The organism is Nannocystis punicea (assembly GCF_026965555.1).
Taxonomy (GTDB): Bacteria; Myxococcota_A; Polyangia; order Nannocystales; family Nannocystaceae; genus Nannocystis; species Nannocystis punicea.
On sequence record NZ_CP114040.1, the window covers coordinates 8,232,259 to 8,248,778 of the forward strand.

The window sequence follows — 16,520 nt, forward strand, 5'->3', positions numbered from 1 at the left end:
ATCCTCGCGGTCATGCGCGCCCACCTCCTCGTCCTCACGCTCGCCGCCTGCAGCCGTCCGCCGGCCCCGGGCGGCGCCTCGCCGGAGCCGACGCCCGCCGCTGCCCCGGCGCCCGCGGGCGTCGACGTGCTCGAGACCAGCGCCGGCCGGGTCGAGCTGCACCCGGTGCACCACGGCACGGTGCGCCTCTCGATCGGCGACAAGGTCGTGTGGGTCGACCCGTGGTCGAAGGCCGACCTCAGCGGGCCCAAGGCCGACCTCGTGCTCGTCACCGATATCCACCAGGATCACTTCGACGAGGCGGCGATCGCCGCGGTGCGCAAGGACGACGCGATCGTCGTCGCGCCGGCAGTGGTCGCCGAGAAGCTCGCCGGCGCGGTCGTCCTCGCCAACGGCGAGTCGCGCGACCTCGGGTTCGTCCGCGTCGAGGCGGTGCCGATGTACAACCTCGAGCGCGGGCCCGAGGAGGGCAAGCTGTTCCACGACAAGGGCCGCGGCAACGGCTATATCCTGACGATCGGCGACCGCCGCGTCTACTTCTCCGGCGACACCGAGTGCACCCCCGAGATGAAGGCCCTGCGCGACATCGACGTCGCCTTCGTGTGCATGAACCTGCCCTACACGATGCCCCCGGCCGAGGCCGCCGAGTGCGTCGCCGCCTTCAAGCCCAAGGTCCTCTACCCGTATCACTACCGCGATTCGAACCTCGACGAGCTCGACGCCGGCCTCGCCGGCAGCGGGGTCGAGGTCCGCCGCCGCGACTGGTACTGAGACTCGTCCACGAGGACATGTCCTGCGCGACATGTCCTCGTGGCCAATTCATCACTCGCAAACGACGCCGTCGCCGTCAGCGTCGCGATAATAGGCGTACTCCGGATCGACCCCGCGGCGGTACGGCCCGGCGCCGTGGCGCTTGGCCTCCTTGCAGCTGCCGTAATCCGGGTCGACGCTGCGCGACGGCGCGGGCGCCGGCTTCGCGGGCGCGGCCGGGCGCTCTGCCGCTTCCCGCGGCTTCGCGGGCGCCCTGGGCCGTTCCGCGACCGGAGGCGCGTCGATCGGCCCCCCGCCCGCCGGCGCGACCTCGTCGGGGCAATCGCGCAACACCGCCTTCATCGCCTCGCGCTCGTCCTCGGTGATCCACAGCCCGTACTTGGCCTTGACCGCGATCTGCCGGGCCACGTAAGCGCAGCGGTAGGCCAGGTTCTCCGGCAGCCACGCGGCCGCGTTGTTGCTGCCCTTGGCGCGATTGGCCGAGGCCGCGACCGCCAGCAGGTTGAGCGGGTCGTTGGCCAGAGCGACCCGGCGCGACGGCTCCCACCCCGCGGCGCCGGTGACCCACGCGTCGCCGAGCGCGACCACGTGATCGATGTCCACGGAGGCCCCGCCGCCGCGCTCGAACGCGATCTTGGCGGCGGTGTACGGATCGGCGAGCTCGCCCGCAGTGACCACGCAGGGGCGCTTGCCCGGCTCGAGACGGACGTCCTGCAGATCGCGGCGCAGGATGTCGTCGCGCGTGTCGCAGCCGTTCCGGTCGACGTCGAGCCACGCGTGCCCGAACTGCTCGCGCGCGTAGCCGGCCCGGGCCGCGGGCGACCGCACCGGCAGCGCGGCCAGCAGCGGCGCCGCCTTGACTGTGCGGCCCATCGGGTGGCTGTCGCTCGGTCGCGGCTGCCCTCCCGTCGTCACGGCCGCGTCCGCGGGCCGCTCGTCGGGCGCGCTCGGGGTCACCACCGCGGGCGGCGGCTGGCCGGCGTGGATCGCCGGTTCGCCGGGCACGCAGCCGAGCAGCCACGAGGAGGCGAACGCGACGAGCGAGATCCGCGGGCAGGCAGGCACCACGCGGAGCCTCGCCCGGCCGCGCTCCTTCGTCCACTTTTTCGTCGTGGCGATTTCGCCCCGAATGTGCGGTCTCGCGCGAATCACCGCGACCGGCGAATCATCGCACCCGCCAATCATCGCACTCGCGCCGGCAATGCTGCGTGTCGCGGACGCCTCGGCGATCGCGTCCGACCGCCGCGCCGGGGTGACTTGCGATAGACTCGCCGCGTGGTGCGGCCCGAGCTCCTCGCGCCCCTGGCGCTCTGGCTCGCCCCGGCCGCGCCGGACGAGCTCCTGCGGTGGGAGGCGCCTGCCGCTTGCCCGGGCCGGGGCGCGCTGGAGCGGGCCGTCGTGGCCGACCTCGGGCGCCCGCTCACGGCCGGCGACGCCGAGGCGGTGACCGCCCGCGCGACCGCGCGACGTCGGCCCGACCGGCGCTGGGAGCTCGAGCTGATCCTCGAGCCGCGCGACGCCGCTCCCGTCGCCCGCACCGTCGTCGCCGAGCGCTGCGAATTGTTGGTCGACGCCGCCGCCTTGATGATCGCCGTGGCGATCGATCCGGACCTCCTCGCCGAGCCGGCCCCCGCCGCCGCACCGCTCGCGCGCCCCGTCGACGACATCCCCCTCGCAGTCCCCGTCGTCCGCGACTCGCCCGCCGCCCCGCCTCTTGCCCGGCCGCCGTCGACCGACCTCGCGCGTCCCGTCGGCAGGCCCGCGCCCGCGCTGCGGGGCACCCTCGCGGTCGCCGCCGGCCTCGACGTCGGCGCCCTGCCTCGCCCCGCGCCCGGCTTCGTGGTCCGCCTCGGCTTCCTCGCCCGCCGCGTGCGCGCGGAGGTCGGCGCGGGGCACTGGCTCGAGCAATCGGTCCGCGTGGCAGGCACCGGCACCGGCGGCGACCTGCGGCTGACCGCCGCGCAGCTGCTCGCGTGCCCGCGGCTGGCGCTGCGACGCGTCGAGTTCCCGCTGTGCGCCGGGCTCGAGCTGGGGGCGATGCGCGGCCGCGGCGTCGGCGTGGTCACGCCCACCGTCGACCGCGTGGTGTGGCTGGCCGTCCTGGCCGACGCTCGCGTGCAGTGGGTCCCCGTGCCGCGCCTCGCCCTCGGCCTCCAGCTCGGCCTCGCCGCCCCGCTGCTGGCCGCGCGCTTTCGCCTGCGCGGCGAGGACGGCGACCTGCATCGGGCGGCGCCGGTCGCGTTCCGCGGGGCGTTTGCGATCGAGCTGCGTTTTCCCTGACAGATCGGCCGGCGTCGTTGCATGACGGGAGCATCCCGCCTGTCCTCGCCCCACCGGCCGCCCTCGGCGACCACGCCTCGCGCGCCCACGACGGCCCGCACGACGCCGCCCTGCCGGCCGTGGCCGAGCTGTTCCGCGACCACTACGAGTTCGTGTGGCGCCTGACCGGCCGCCTCGGCGTGCCCGCGGCCGCGGTCGACGACGCGGTCCAGGACGTGTTCGTCGTCCTCCATCAACGCCGCCACGAGTTCGCCATCCGCGGCTCGGTGCGCGCCCTCCTCTACGGCATCACGCGCAGGGTCGCCCGGCGCTACCGCGAGCGGGCCGCGCGGCACGTCGAGTTGGTCGAGGAGCCCGTCGAGCCGGCCGGCCCCGGCCTCGACGAGGAGCTCGCGCGCCGGCAGGCCGCCGCCGTCCTGCGCGACGCCCTCGCCGGCCTCGACGAGGACAAGCGCATGGCCTTCGTGCTCGCCGACATCGAGGGCATGCCGATGCCCGAGGTCGCCGAGTGCCTCGAGATCAACCTCAACACCGCCTATTCGCGGGTCCGGGTCGCCCGCCAATTGCTGCAGCGAGCGATCGCCCGCCACCACGCTCGCGCGCACCGGAGGACGCCGTGATCGAACCACTCGACGACGAGCTGCGCCGATTCGTCGGTGCGTTGCGCGAGGTCGACCGCCCCGGCGAAGCCGCCCGCGCGGCCACGTGGGCCGCCATCGACGCCCGGCTCGCCGCCGACGTCGCCCCGCGCCGGCCCGCGCGGCTGTCGTGGCCGCTGGCCGCCATGGCCGCCGCGGTCCTGCTCGGCCTCGGCCTCGCCGCCGCGACCGCCTGGCGCGGACGCGCCGAGGCCAACGTCGAGGCAGTGCACCAGCACGCGGTCGATCCGACGATTCATCCGCTCGAGCCGCGCAGCGTCCGCGCGGTCGAATCACCTCAGGCCCGCTCCGGCGAATCACTCCAGCCCGGCCCCGAAGAATCATCCCAGCCCGATCCCGGCGAATCACTCCAGCCAGGCTCCGGCGAATCAGCCTCCGCGCCGGAATCACCGCACCCGAACGGGCCGACGTCCGCCGACGAGCCTCGCGGCCTCGAGCGCGACACCGGGGAATCGCCCCCCGATTCGCGCAAGCCGGCCCGCCCCGCGCAATCGCGGCGGCGCCCCGCGGACAGCCCCTCGCTGCGGCCCGAGGAGGTCGCATCCTTCCAGCGCGCCCAGGCGGCGCTGGCGGCCGGCCGCTACGAGGACGCGCTCGCGGCCCTCGACGTCCACGGTCGTCGCTTCGCCGCCGGCGTCTTCGAAGAGGAGCGCCAGGTCTCGCGGGCCACCGCGCTGTGCAAGCTCGGCCGGGTCGACGCCGCCCGCGACGCCCGGCGTCGCTTCCTGCGCGAGCGTCCGGCCTCGCACCTCGCCGAGCGCATGCGCCAGATCTGCCGCGACGACGAATAGCCTCACAGATCCGTCCGCGACCCCGCATATCGAGGGTGTGACCATGACCTTCTCATCGCGTGTGACCTCCAACCTCTTCCTCTCGACCCTGCTCGCCTTCGTGATCGGCGCCTGCGATCAGGAGCCCGGCGACCTCGGAGAAATGACCGACGGCGACGAGGCCCTGTGCGGCGACGGCGTCGTCCAGCCCGGCGAGCAGTGCGACGACGGCAACGGCCAGGACGGCGACGGTTGTGCCGTCAATTGCACCCTCGAGGATCAGCCCGCCTGCGGCGACGCGATCGTCCAACCCGGCGAGCAGTGCGACGACGGCAACGCCATCGACGGCGACGGCTGCACCGCCAATTGCACCCTCGAGGATCAGCCCGCCTGCGGCGACGGCGTCGTCCAGCCCGGCGAGCAGTGCGACGACGGCAACGCCATCGACGGCGACGGCTGCACCGCCAATTGCACCCTCGAGGGCCAGCCCATCTGCGGCGACGGCGTCGTCCAGCCGCAGAACGGCGAGCAGTGCGACGACGGCAACGCCGTCGACGGCGACGGCTGCGCCACCACCTGCATGCTCGAGGGCCAGGGCGTCTGCGGCGACGGCGTCCTGAACGACGGCGAGCAGTGCGACGACGGCAACTTCCAGGACGGCGACGGCTGCACCGCCAATTGCACCCTCGAGGGCCAGCCCCTGTGCGGCGACGGCGTCGTCCATCCCCTCGAGCAGTGCGACGACGGCAACGCCGTCGACGGCGACGGCTGCAGCACCACCTGCATGCTCGAGGGCCAGGGCGCCTGCGGCGACGGCGTCGTCAACGTCGGCGAGCAGTGCGACGACGGCAACGGCCAGGACGGCGACGGCTGCACCGCCAATTGCACCCTCGAGGGCCAGCCCCTGTGCGGCGACGGCGTCGTCCATCCCCTCGAGCAGTGCGACGACGGCAACGCCATCGACGGCGACGGCTGCAGCACCACCTGCATGCTCGAGGGCCAGGGCGCCTGCGGCGACGGCGTCCTGAACGACGGCGAGCAGTGCGACGACGGCAACGGCCAGGACGGCGACGGCTGCACCGCCAACTGCACCCTCGAGGGTCCGCCCGCCTGCGGCGACGGCGTCCTCCAGCCGCAGAACGGCGAGCAGTGCGACGACGGCAACGCCGTCGACGGCGACGGCTGCAGCACCACCTGCCTGCTCGAGGGCCAGCCGATCTGCGGCGACGGCGTCGTCCAGCCCGGCGAGCAGTGCGACGACGGCAACTTCGTGGATGGCGACGGCTGCACCGCCAATTGCACCCTCGAAGGCTGATCTGGCGGCCCCCCGATCGTTGTCCAGTTAAAACTCGTCAAGGTTCGGACCGGCCGCGCGCGCTCGACAACGAGCGACGCGCGGCCGGTCACGCATGAAACCCTCTTCAGGTGCGCCTCATCGATCCCCGTGCTACCTCGATGCACGCCCTCGTCGACCTCGATGTCACGCTCGCCGCCGAGTCATCAAAGCCTCTGCGCAGTTCTTCGCGACCTGAAATCGTCGCACCGCCGTACTACGGTGAATCGATCGGTGATTCGCCGACGCCCCGGCGCGCCGCCCGCCTCGCCGTAGATCCGGCGCTCTCCGGTGTGACAACGCGTCCGCGGCTCACTTCGCGGACTGCAGACAATCGCCGTGCGGCGTGCTTCACTGCCGCCATGCACACGCCTCGTGAAGATGAGGGGCCGGCGGTCACGCACCGCGTGCCCTTCGTGCTCGTCGGCTTCGACCGCGAGCTGCGGGTCTCCGAGTGGAACGCGCGCGCCGAGCAGCAATTCGGCCGCACCGCCGCCGAGGCCCGCGGGCGCAGCGTCGCCGAGCTGCTTCCGCTCGCCGACGGCGACTGGCGCGACCTGTGGACCGAGCGCGACGACGCCGCCCCGGTGTGGCTGAACCACGCCGATGGCCGCACCTGGGAGTGGACCGTCGCGCCCGCGCGCCAGGGCGACCAGGTCGTGGGCGTCGTCTGCTACGGCGCCGACGTGACCGCCCGCGCCGCGACCGCGCGGACGGCCGAGCTCGAGCACGTCATGCTGCGCGTCCTGGTCGACAACCTGCCGCTGGTCGTCTGCGCCTACGCCGCCGACGGCACCTACCTGTACGTCGGCGGCCAGGGCCTCGCCGCGACTTCGCTGACGCCGGAGCAGATGGTCGGCAAGAACCCGCTCGTGATGTTCGCCGACAACCCCGACTCGGTGCAGTTCATCCGCCACGGCCTCGAGGGCACGCCGTCGCGCATGACGATCGAGTCGCTCGGCCGCTGGTGGGACAGCTGGCACATCCCGGCCCCGCCCGACAACCGCGCCGCCCTGGTCAGCATGTCGCTCGACGTCACCGAGGCGGTCGACCGCGAGCGCGAGATGCGGAACAAGCTCGAGCTCATCGAGCGCCAGCAGCGGGTGATCCGCGAGCTCTCGACCCCGATCATCGAGGTGTGGGAGGGCGTGCTCGTCATGCCGATCATCGGCCTCGTCGACAGCATGCGGACGTCCGAGATCATGGACAGTCTGCTGCAGAGCGTCGGCCGCATGCGCGCCAAATTCGCGATCCTCGACCTCACCGGCATCGAGGTCGTCGACACCGCGACCGCCAACCACCTGCTGGCGATGATCCGCGCGACCCGCCTGCTCGGCGCCGAGGGCATCCTCACCGGCATCCACCCCGGCATCGCCCAGACGATCGTCACCCTCGGCGTCGACCTGCGCGGCTTCATCGTCCACGCGACCCTGCGCCAGGCCCTCAAGCACTGCCTGGCCGCCGCCGGCGACGACCCGCGCGCCCACGCCCGCCAATTCTAGCGGCGCCCGCCCGCGTCGACCGGCCCCGCGCTCCGCGGAGTCGGCCGAGCTCGACCGCGCGATCCGGCGCCCGGACGACGAGCGTCCGTTCCTCCACGACGCCCTCGAGCTCGCGCTCGGCGACGCGGACAGCCCGGTCGACGCGCAGCTCGTCGCGGCCGGAGATCCGCGCGCACCGAATCGCTGGGCCGCGGTCGACGATCCCTCCGTGGTCGCGCGATTCATTCGAGTAGGCCGACCTGCTCCACCGCAACACCACCCTGAACCGCAGCAGCGCCAGAGCTCGCTGCGGTCCGCGCTGCGACGATGGACGACCTCTCCTTCGCCCGCGAGGTCGCACCCCGAGGAGAGCTGCGCAGCAGGCGCCGCACAGGCAGCGGCCGGGGAGATGCGGCCACGACCGACCTCACGATCGCGTCCTCGAATCGTGTGGGCTGGATCTTGGAATTTCGTCGATGACGACGAATACCGCGGTCTGATGATTATCCCGAGACGATCGCCCATCCGGCGCGGCCGTCCATGAATGCCGACACCCCGGTACAACCATTCATCGCGACGCGCGAAGAAAGTCCCTTGAAGACGAGGACGATCACTCGTAGGTTGTGCCTCGGAAAACGGGGGATCACCATGATGTTGCGGAAGGCGTGTGTGGTATCGGCGATGTTCCTCTTCGCTTGCGGCGAATCGGAGGTCATCGACGGCGCGGAGCTCGAGGCGGTGAATCAGGAGATCGTCGACAACCTCCTGGCCGCGGGTTACCCGGACAGCGAGATCGAGGTCGGTGACGACGGCGTGGTCGTGGTGGGCGGCGACGCGGTCGTCACTCTGGCGGCGTCGCGGGAGATGCTCGGCCTCGACGGCCACGAGGAGCACGCGGGCGAGATGCGGTTCCGGCAGTACCGGACGACCAACCTGGTCGCCGCCGACGTCGCCGTCATCTGCGTCGACGGGTCGAGCTACACCGGGACGCTGAGCGCCGCGCTCGACAAGGCGATCGCCAACTACACCAGCCTGAACCTGTCGTTCGACATGGTGCGGACCCAGGGCAACGACGCCGGTTGCGACGCCGAGATCACCATGACCGCCAAGGGCGGGGCCGGCGGCTCGTCCGGCTTCCCGGAGGGCGGGCTGCCTTACCACACGGTCAACGTCGGCAAGTCCACCGCCAATTACGGGCTCGCCGTCGCCACGCACGTCATCACCCACGAGCTGGGGCACTGCGTCGGCTTCCGCCACACCGATTACTACAACCGCGCCATCAGCTGCGGCACCGGCGGCAACGAGGGCGACGCCGGCGTCGGCGCGATCCACATCCCCGGCACGCCCACCGACGCCGTCCTCAACGGCTCGGTCATGAACTCGTGCTTCAATCAGGGCAGCACCGGGCAGTGGACGCCCAGCGATCTCACCGCGATCAACACCCTCTATTAGCGGCTCCCGCATTGACGGCACTCGCTGCCTGACAGCCGACGCGGCCGCGGATTCTCGTCACCGCGCCGGTGTCCGCCGGGCCCGTGCGTCGCACATCGTCAGCGAACCTGCCCAAACGTCATTGTGCGAGGCCGTGAGGCCTTCGTATCCGTGTACCGGCGCGGGTGCGACGATCGCCGGCCGAGCGCCTCGCGCGCCGGCAATCACAGCACGATCGACGCGATCACAACGACACTCCTCGGAGGCCCGAGCGGATCTGGTATCGTCCCCGCGATGAGACGCGACCTGCCTCCTGCACAGGCGCTGCGCGCCCGTGTCGATCTCGACGAGCGCGAGCTGGCGACCCGGCGCGCCTACTTCGAGCTCGAAGACGCCGACCTCGAGCAGCTCGCGCACCTGGAGTCCTTCGCGCAGAAGCACATGGACGAGGTGGTGGAGGAGTTCTACCGCCTGCTCCTCGGCCACGGCGCGTCGCGCGGCTTCTTCCCGGACGAGGCCGCCATCGCCCGCGTCAAGCGGCTGCAGCGCGAATACTTCATGCAGCTGTTCTCGGGGCGGTGCGACCTCGCGTACGTCGAGGATCGCCTGCGGGTCGGCGCGGGGCACGAGGCGATCGGGATGCAGCCGCGCTGGTACATCGGCGCCTATCGGCACTACCTCTCGATCCTCCACGACAAGATCTTCGCCGACTTCCCCGATCCGGCCGAGGCGAGCGCCGTCTACGCGCCCCTTCTCAAGCTCGTCATGTTCGACATGTCGCTGGCGATCGACGCGTACATCGCCGCGAACCTCGAGACCATCGGCCGCCACCAGGCCGCGCTCCGCGAGCTCTCGACGCCGATCGCCAAGGTCCACGACCGCGTCCTGCTGCTGCCCCTGATCGGCGCCATCGACGCCCAGCGGGCGCAGCAGGTGATGGACATCGTGCTCCTCCGGCTGGTCGAGGAGCACGCCAGCGTCCTCATCATCGACATCGCCGGCGTCGCCGCCGTCGACACCAGCGTCGCCGCGCACCTCGTCAAGACGATCGCCGCCATGCGCCTCGTCGGCGCCCGGGCCATCCTCACCGGCATCAGCCCGCAGGTGGCGCGCACCCTCACCGAGTTCGGCGTCGACCTCGGCCCGGTGCCGACGCTGGCGCACCTGCAGGAGGGCATCGAGCTCGCGCTCGAGATGGTCGGCAAGCAGATCACCGAGCGCCCGTGAACGGCGCCGGCGCGAGCGAGCGGCCAGTCATGCGACCGACAGTCCGCCGTCGACGCGCAGCGTCTGCCCGGTGACGTCGCACCCGGCCGCGGCCAGCGCCTTGGTGGTCGCAGCGCCGAGGGGGACGGCGCCACCGGTGACGAGCGCGAGCGGCATCGCGCTCGTATACACCCGGGGCCGCGCGCGCCAAAGCGGTGCTCCGCTCGCGTCCGCTGGGGCGCGAAGCCCGGCCACGCCCTCCATGTCCGCGAACGACCTCGGCTACACTCGACGGATGAGGCTCCTGCTCAGCAACGACGACGGGTATCTCGCCCCGGGCCTGGCGGCGCTTCATCAGGCCCTGCGGCCGCTCGGCGAGGTCACGGTGGTCGGGCCGGAACAGAACTGCAGCGGCGCCTCGAATTCCCTCACTCTGTGGCGCCCGCTGTCCGTCTATACCGCGGCGAACGGCTTCCACTACCTGAACGGGACCCCGACCGACTGCGTGCACGTCGCGCTCACCGGCATGCTGGACCACAGGCCGGACCTCGTCGTCTCGGGCATCAACAACGGCCAGAACATGGGCGACGACACCCTCTATTCGGGCACCGTCGCCGCCGCGACCGAGGGCTTCCTGTTCGGCGTGCCGTCGATCGCGTTCTCGCTGGTCGAAAAGAACTGGGCCCACCTCGACGCCGCCGCGCGGGTGGCCGCCGACATCGTCGAGCACTTCGCCCGCCGCCCGCTGCCGGCGCACACCCTGCTGAACGTCAACATCCCCAACCTGCCGTACGAGGCCCTCGGCGAGTGGCGGGTCACGCGGCTCGGCAAGCGTCACCCGTCGCAGCCGGTGATTCGTCAGACCAATCCGCGCGGCGAAGACATCTACTGGATCGGCGCCGCGGGCGAGGCCTTCGACGCCAGCGAGGGCACCGACTTCCACGCGATCGCGCACGGCTGCGTGTCGATCACCCCGCTGCAGCTCGACCTGACCCACACGCAGATGCTGCCGACCCTGCGCGAGTGGGTGCACGGCCGTCGCGGCGGGCCCTGAGACCTCGTCGGGCGGCCGCGCCCGATCACGACATGTCCATCCGGACATGGACTATCATTCTCTCCTGTCACGTGAATCGGAGGTGGGGCGGGCCCGGGACGCCGACGCGGTCGAGCCCTGGCGCCCAGGTCACCGCCGCGGAGGGCGTGCCCTGGCTCGCGCTGCGCTCGGAGGACCTCCCGCCGGGCGTGCTCCACACAGTGACCGTCCCCGCGGCGAGGAGCGGAGCCAGAGGGCGGCGCTCGGGTCCGGTGGATGGGCGGCGGGCCGCGCCGCTCACGGTGAATCGCAGCGCTCCGGCGCGAGCGGGGGCGGATCGCCGTCCTGGCCGTGGACGAAGCGATGGAACAGCGCGCGGACCCGGCCGCCGTCGATCCTGCAGTCGAGGAAGCGCTCGAGCTGCTCGGTGGTCACGGCCTGGCCCGCGTGCGCCTGATAGAACTCGCGCAGGAGCGCGCGGAGCTCGGCGAGCCCGACCTCGGCGGCGATGGTGGAGAGGAGCTGGGGGCCGGTCTCGTAGGATGGGAACGGCGTGATACGCGTCCACAGGTTGTCCCCGGCGAGCGTGATCGGCGGGTGGTCCGGCGACAGCGGCGGGGCCTCGAACCCGTCCTCGATCGCCCACGTCGTCCACGCCTCGTCGAACCACGCGTCGCGCTGCGTCAGCGGGCGGACCGACCGCGCGATCCAGTTGTGGAAGACCTCGTGCCGGACTGCCTCCAATCGGGTGACCGTGCCGCCCGGGTACTCCATCGAGCCCCCGTCGTGCGAGAGGACGACTGCGAGGAAACGATCGCCGTGCGGGTAAGGGCCGAGCTCCTCGGTCGCGAACTGCAACGCGGGGACGAGCTCGTCCGCGAATGCGGTGACGTCGTCGGCGCTGCCCGGCCAGAGCTCGCAGCGCCAGACCAGGACGTCGATCGCGTCGGCGGGGAACTCGTCGCGGAGGACGCTGGCGCTCGGACACAGCTGGACCAGCGGGGTCATGCTGGTGATCTCGGGGAACGCGATCGTCCAGTGATTGTCGGCAATCGCGGTCACCGGCGCGTTGGCGACCAGCTCGTGCGGGGCGCCGCCCTCGACGACGATCTCGAGCTCGAGGTCGTGCACGTCGTGGATCAAGCTGCCCGGGACCCATTTCTCGGTGAAGCGGCCGCCGAAGTAGTCGCCGAGGTGAGTGCCCCACGCGACCGCGTCTTCGACCCACACGAAGGACCTCGCGTCCTCCTCGAACGGCTCATCCAGGTGGTACTCGAGCTCGAGCCGGTGCTCGCCGCACGGGGCGAGCTTGCGGTTGATCGCCAGCATCGTCACCTCGGAGGGCGGGTTGAACGGGACGATCCCGTTCGCCGGCAGCTCGACGCCGTCGAGCACTGCGCGGTCGATCGGCTGCCGCAGGTCGAAGGCCGGCAGGCCCTCGACCGGCCCGCTGCGAAACTCGAGCGTCGCGCGCCCGACCGCCTCCCCCGCGGCCGCGTCGAAGCGCAGCTCGGCGTCGACGCGCGTGACGTCGATCGGCACGATGAGCACGTCCGCGACCTCGACCGGCGGCGGCGCCCCGGGCAGCGCCTCGCAGCTCGGCGGGGGCTCGCCCGTCGTGTCGGGGACGTCGCCGGTGGTCGTCGGCTGCTCCGTGGTCGTCTCGGCTTCGCCCTGCGTGGTCGTCTCCGTCGTCGCCGAGGTCGTCGAGGTCGTCGACCCGTCGGTGTCGGGGGCCGCCAGTTCACCCTGGCACGCGCTCGCCACCAGCGCGGCGGCGCATACGGTCATGCGGAGGACTCGCGGTCGTGGAGCGTTCGTCGCGGGAGCGATCGGCACGCCGCCATCTTCCACGATCGCGGACGGCTTGTCGCGGCGCACTTCAGCGCATGTCCGATTTGGGTCTGGCGCCGCCCCGGGCCCCGAGCATGTCGCGCGCCGCGTCACCGATCCGGGAGAACACTGCGGTGTCGCCCGAGTACACGCGTGGCACGATCTCACCCTCCTCGCCGAGGGTGGCGAACAGCGTCGTCGCCGTGCCGACCGCGACGCGGCGCCGCGTGTCGCTCGGCCAGGCCTGCGAGAGGCCGGGGCGAAGAAGGCGGTCGATCGGCGATTCGTAGGTCCTCACTGCGCCAGGTCGAGGGCGTCGAGCCGCGCCTCCTGCTTCTGAGCGGGGGTCTTCTTGTTGTCGTAACCGAACAGCGCGTCGTCCCACGAGCCGTACATCGGATTCGGGATGATGAACCACCGCGAGCCCCACCACGAGGCCCGCTCCTCGACCATCGCCGCGCGCTCGGGCAGCGCCGGCCGCTCCTTCTCGACGAAGTCGAACAGGTTGTCGCCGAACATGAAGATCACGCGGTGCGTCTTGGCCACCTCGGCGCGGCGCGGGCTCTTGTCCTTCCAGCCGCGCGCGACGTCGCGGAAGTAGAACGTGTCGAGGTCGTCGGCGTCGGGGAAGTGCAGCCGCGCGAGGTTGTCGCGGGTCGCCTCGGCCTGCCGCACGTCGCGGTTCGACAGGTAGAACACCCGGACGCCCTTGGCCGCCGCGGCGCCGAGCAGCGCCACCGCGCCCGGGATCGCCGTGCCCTTGCGCGCCTCGATCCACGCGTCCCAGGTGGCGGACGAGTACTGGGCTCCGGACACGACGAGGCGCGCCTGATAGGCGCTGTTGTCGAGCACCGTCTCGTCGACGTCGACGATGATCGCCGGCGGCAGCGCCGAGAAGTCGCCGGTCTGCTCGACCGCCGCGGTCCATGTCGGGTCGGCCAGCGCGGCCTCCAGCATGTGCCCCGCCGCGGCGTACGCCTGCAGCGCCGCGGCCTCGTACTCGGCGCTCGTCTGCACCCACGCGACCGCGAACAGAGCGTCGTGCGCGGTCCCGCGGCTCTCGGCGGACGCGTGCTTGCAGGCCAGCGGGGCGGCGGAGACGGCGAGCGCGACGATGAGACGGACGGGCAGCGACATGCGCCAGGAAGCGTAGCGGCAGATCGAGCCGCTCGCGCGTGAAGTTCGGTTGGCACTGCACGGAAGTGCAGCTCCACAACGACCTCCGCCGCGCGAGTCAAGCCCATGGCGCCCGGCTCGTCGGGTCGACGTCACACTCGCAGCAGTTCGGCGAGCGCACGCGCGTCGATCACGACATACCTGTCCGAAGGGACACCTAACCAAACACTTCCACGGCAAGCAGAAGCGCTCTGCTCCCACCCAGGAGTCCAACGGGGGACGCACGCCCCGACCGACGAAGACAAACAGCGCCCGCTCCGCGGTCCTCGCCCATGACCTGCCTGGTGGCCAGGGCGAGCCCGTCGAAGAGCGGGAGCTTGCAGGGCGCTCGCAACCGTCGGCTCCGGCGATTTCAGCGACTGTGCATCGCCGGGCGCCGGCGAGGGGTGGCTCAGCTCGACACCCTCGTGCTGCCGACGGACTCGAGGTAGCCCTGCAGGGTCTTGATGTTGACGTCGTAGGCGGAGGGATCGCCGACCGAGATGTTGCCGCGCAGGAAGTAGGCGATCGGCAGGCTCCGGACCGCGAAGAAGCGGGTGAACCCGTCGGGCTGGCCATCCGGCCAGGACAGACCGATGGCCCAATTGCGCGACTTGTAGTCGGCGAGCTGCGCCATGATGTTGTGGACGAGGGCGATCTCTTCCTGCCGCTCGCGCTCGATGTAGGCGGTCACCAGCGCGATGTTCTGTCCGTAGGCCTCCGGCGTGCCGATCGACAGGCCGGCGCCGCGGATGTACGTCACGAAGTTGATGTCGCGCTCGGCGAACGAGGTGGTGAACCCGTCGGGCTTGCCGGTGTCGCCGTTGAGGCCGATCGCCCAATTGCGCGACTTGTATTCGTTGATCTGACCGATGGTCTCCTTCGCCCATTGCGCCTCGGTGAGGAAGGGACGGAAGACGCTGACGTTCGACACTGCCATGATGATTCTCCCCGCCCGGCGAGCCGCCAGGCCGTGAATGCGCTCGGCCCAACCGCCGATTCGCCCCTGGGTAAATAGACGTCGCCCCCGACGGTGTCAAGCGTTTAACAATAGTTTACGGTGATACGAATACGACGATCGTCAGCACTCGCGCGCAATTGGTTGTTGCTCGAAATCGCCTGACAAACCCCGCTTCGCGGGCACGCAGGCCTCTGCAGCGAGGCCGTGGTATTCGCGACCTGTATATGAACCCTGTTCGTGTCACGCGGTCGTCTCGCCGAGACGTCGTCGCGGGCGGCCGAACGTCGGACTGTATCGACTCGTAGCGAGCGGAACGGGTGTAGCGGGGAACGACTCCGATGATTCCGCGACAATGGTCGCTTCCGAGCGGCCGGAGCCGCTCTGGCGCCCCGCAAAGTTCGCGCTGTGGGTCGCCGGCCGCGGCTGGGGAGGCAATGGTATGACTCGCGGTCGTAACAGAGTTCGGATCCGATTCGCCGCTGCGGGCCGCGAGGCCTATAAGGATGGAGGCGCCGGATCGGCGGAGGGCGGGGCGCCCCGCCTCCCGCGCCCCCGGCTCACAGACAGTCGACCAACCCGTCGTAGATCGAGAGGTCACTCCCCGGCAACGGAGCGTAGAGCGGCGACTGTCCGGCGACCGCCGCCAGCAGCTCCTCGATCGTGGTGTCGGGTGCCAGCGGCGTGGGACAGCGCCAGAAGTGCGGCTCCGCCAGGACCTCGCCGGTCTCCGGATCGATCTCCTCGCTGCTGGCGGCGAACATCCACACGCACTGCCCGATGCGGCCGCTGGCCTGGTGCACCGAGCAGCGATACCCCAGCGATTCGATGTTGCTGTAATCGCCTTCGCAGAAGGTGTCGCCGCAGACGTCGTCGAAGTCCTGCTTCAACTCCGAGAGCATCGAGTACCAGGCGTCGATCTGGGCATCCCCCTGTACGTAATCCGACGCATCGACGTACCCGCAGACGGCCTCGGCCGGCGTCGCCCCCAGGGCAGCGAACGGGACCGCCGCCGCGAGCAGCAGCGTAAAGCAGGCGGCCGAGGGGAGACGAATGATCGTGGTGTTCGGCATGGCAACTCCTGCTCGAGCATGAGGGGTCGCTACGGAGGTCGACGAGCACAGCCACCGGCAAAAATGGCTCATCGGCACTGGCGACGGCCCTCGGCCAGCATCTTCGAACCCACCGCGGATTCCCGCGCCCCCGGCGCAGCTCGTCCGTGCGAGCGGACCGACGCGCGGGTCGAGCACTGCACGCCGCCGACGTCGCCGCGCCGGAGCAGGCGGCGCGGCCGCGACGCACGCGAGCGATGCGCCGTGACCCCGCCGTCGTGACGCGCTCGCGCCCGTGGCGACATCCGCTGCCGGGCGCGGGTTGCTACACCCTGGGCATCGTCGAACCCAGCGGCTGCGAGCTGTTCGAGCCCCTGACGACCGGCGAGCGAGCGGCCTGCGGGGTGTTCCCGCTCGAGCCGTCCGAGGACGACTTCGCCTGCCCCGGCGGGGCGCGCTGAGCGGGCCCACGAGCGCCCCGCGTCGATAGATACGCGGCTGAAAGGACATGTCCTCGCAGCCACGTCTTCCGGTGGCCCGCTCGCCGCGCCAATGTCC

General features: G+C 71.6%; 17 protein-coding genes. 10 read left to right on the plus strand and 7 right to left on the minus strand.

The window, feature by feature from the left end; translation table 11 throughout:
- The first annotated feature begins 12 nt into the window (after positions 1 to 12).
- A complete protein-coding gene (locus tag O0S08_RS31625; RefSeq protein WP_269033088.1) occupies positions 13 to 771 on the plus strand; it encodes an MBL fold metallo-hydrolase in 759 nt (252 codons plus the stop codon).
- Between the two features lie 51 nt (positions 772 to 822).
- Here O0S08_RS31625 and O0S08_RS31630 read toward each other — a convergent pair whose 3' ends face one another.
- A complete protein-coding gene (locus tag O0S08_RS31630; protein WP_269033089.1) occupies positions 823 to 1,836 on the minus strand; it encodes a GmrSD restriction endonuclease domain-containing protein in 1,014 nt (337 codons plus the stop codon).
- Positions 1,837 to 2,046: 210 nt separating this feature from the next.
- On the opposite strand from O0S08_RS31630, the gene O0S08_RS31635 reads away from it, so the two are divergent.
- The 7 genes from O0S08_RS31635 (at position 2,047) to O0S08_RS31665 (ending at position 9,952) form a co-directional block, all read left to right on the plus strand.
- Positions 2,047 to 3,051, plus strand: a complete 1,005-nt coding sequence (locus tag O0S08_RS31635; protein ID WP_269033090.1) for a hypothetical protein — start codon at positions 2,047 to 2,049, stop codon at positions 3,049 to 3,051.
- A gap of 17 nt (positions 3,052 to 3,068) precedes the next feature.
- Positions 3,069 to 3,671, plus strand: coding sequence for an RNA polymerase sigma factor (locus O0S08_RS31640; protein ID WP_269033091.1), 603 nt, complete (start codon positions 3,069 to 3,071; stop codon positions 3,669 to 3,671).
- Positions 3,668 to 4,501, plus strand: coding sequence for a tetratricopeptide repeat protein (locus O0S08_RS31645; protein WP_269033092.1), 834 nt, complete (start codon positions 3,668 to 3,670; stop codon positions 4,499 to 4,501). Before O0S08_RS31640 ends, O0S08_RS31645 begins: the two co-directional genes overlap by 4 nt.
- Positions 4,502 to 4,544: 43 nt before the next feature.
- Complete coding sequence (locus O0S08_RS31650) at positions 4,545 to 5,795, plus strand: DUF4215 domain-containing protein (RefSeq protein ID WP_269033093.1); 1,251 nt, start codon at positions 4,545 to 4,547, stop codon at positions 5,793 to 5,795.
- Positions 5,796 to 6,175: 380 nt separating this feature from the next.
- A complete protein-coding gene (locus tag O0S08_RS31655) occupies positions 6,176 to 7,315 on the plus strand; it encodes a PAS domain-containing protein (RefSeq protein WP_269033094.1) in 1,140 nt (379 codons plus the stop codon).
- Between the two features lie 660 nt (positions 7,316 to 7,975).
- Positions 7,976 to 8,746, plus strand: coding sequence for a M57 family metalloprotease (locus O0S08_RS31660; RefSeq protein ID WP_269033095.1), 771 nt, complete (start codon positions 7,976 to 7,978; stop codon positions 8,744 to 8,746).
- Between the two features lie 273 nt (positions 8,747 to 9,019).
- Positions 9,020 to 9,952 (plus strand): protoglobin domain-containing protein, encoded by a 933-nt coding sequence (locus O0S08_RS31665; RefSeq protein WP_269033096.1) that lies wholly within the window; start codon positions 9,020 to 9,022, stop codon positions 9,950 to 9,952.
- Positions 9,953 to 9,979: 27 nt separating this feature from the next.
- Here O0S08_RS31665 and O0S08_RS31670 read toward each other — a convergent pair whose 3' ends face one another.
- The gene (locus O0S08_RS31670) at positions 9,980 to 10,108 is read right to left on the minus strand and encodes a hypothetical protein (protein ID WP_269033097.1); all 129 of its coding nucleotides are present in this window, start codon (positions 10,106 to 10,108) and stop codon (positions 9,980 to 9,982) included.
- Between the two features lie 118 nt (positions 10,109 to 10,226).
- On the opposite strand from O0S08_RS31670, the gene surE reads away from it, so the two are divergent.
- Positions 10,227 to 10,985, plus strand: a complete 759-nt coding sequence (surE, locus tag O0S08_RS31675; protein WP_269033098.1) for a 5'/3'-nucleotidase SurE — start codon at positions 10,227 to 10,229, stop codon at positions 10,983 to 10,985.
- 276 nt (positions 10,986 to 11,261) lie between these two features.
- On the opposite strand, the gene O0S08_RS31680 is transcribed toward surE, so the two are convergent.
- The 5 genes from O0S08_RS31680 to O0S08_RS31700 all read right to left on the minus strand — a co-directional run bounded on the left by O0S08_RS31680 (position 11,262) and on the right by O0S08_RS31700 (position 15,983).
- Entirely contained in the window at positions 11,262 to 12,755 is a 1,494-nt protein-coding gene (locus O0S08_RS31680; RefSeq protein WP_269033099.1) for a M1 aminopeptidase family protein, read from the minus strand.
- A 91-nt stretch (positions 12,756 to 12,846) separates the two neighbouring features.
- Positions 12,847 to 13,095 carry a hypothetical protein gene (locus O0S08_RS31685; protein ID WP_269033100.1) on the minus strand — a complete coding sequence of 83 codons (249 nt, stop codon included), beginning with the start codon at positions 13,093 to 13,095 and terminating at the stop codon, positions 12,847 to 12,849.
- A complete protein-coding gene (locus tag O0S08_RS31690) occupies positions 13,092 to 13,934 on the minus strand; it encodes an HAD family acid phosphatase (protein WP_269033101.1) in 843 nt (280 codons plus the stop codon). The genes O0S08_RS31685 and O0S08_RS31690 overlap by 4 nt, the downstream gene beginning before the upstream one ends.
- Positions 13,935 to 14,364: 430 nt before the next feature.
- Entirely contained in the window at positions 14,365 to 14,892 is a 528-nt protein-coding gene (locus O0S08_RS31695) for a hypothetical protein (RefSeq protein WP_269033102.1), read from the minus strand.
- A gap of 578 nt (positions 14,893 to 15,470) precedes the next feature.
- The gene (locus O0S08_RS31700; RefSeq protein ID WP_269033103.1) at positions 15,471 to 15,983 is read right to left on the minus strand and encodes a hypothetical protein; all 513 of its coding nucleotides are present in this window, start codon (positions 15,981 to 15,983) and stop codon (positions 15,471 to 15,473) included.
- 257 nt (positions 15,984 to 16,240) lie between these two features.
- On the opposite strand from O0S08_RS31700, the gene O0S08_RS31705 reads away from it, so the two are divergent.
- Positions 16,241 to 16,423 (plus strand): hypothetical protein, encoded by a 183-nt coding sequence (locus tag O0S08_RS31705; protein WP_269033104.1) that lies wholly within the window; start codon positions 16,241 to 16,243, stop codon positions 16,421 to 16,423.
- Positions 16,424 to 16,520: the final 97 nt, after the last annotated feature.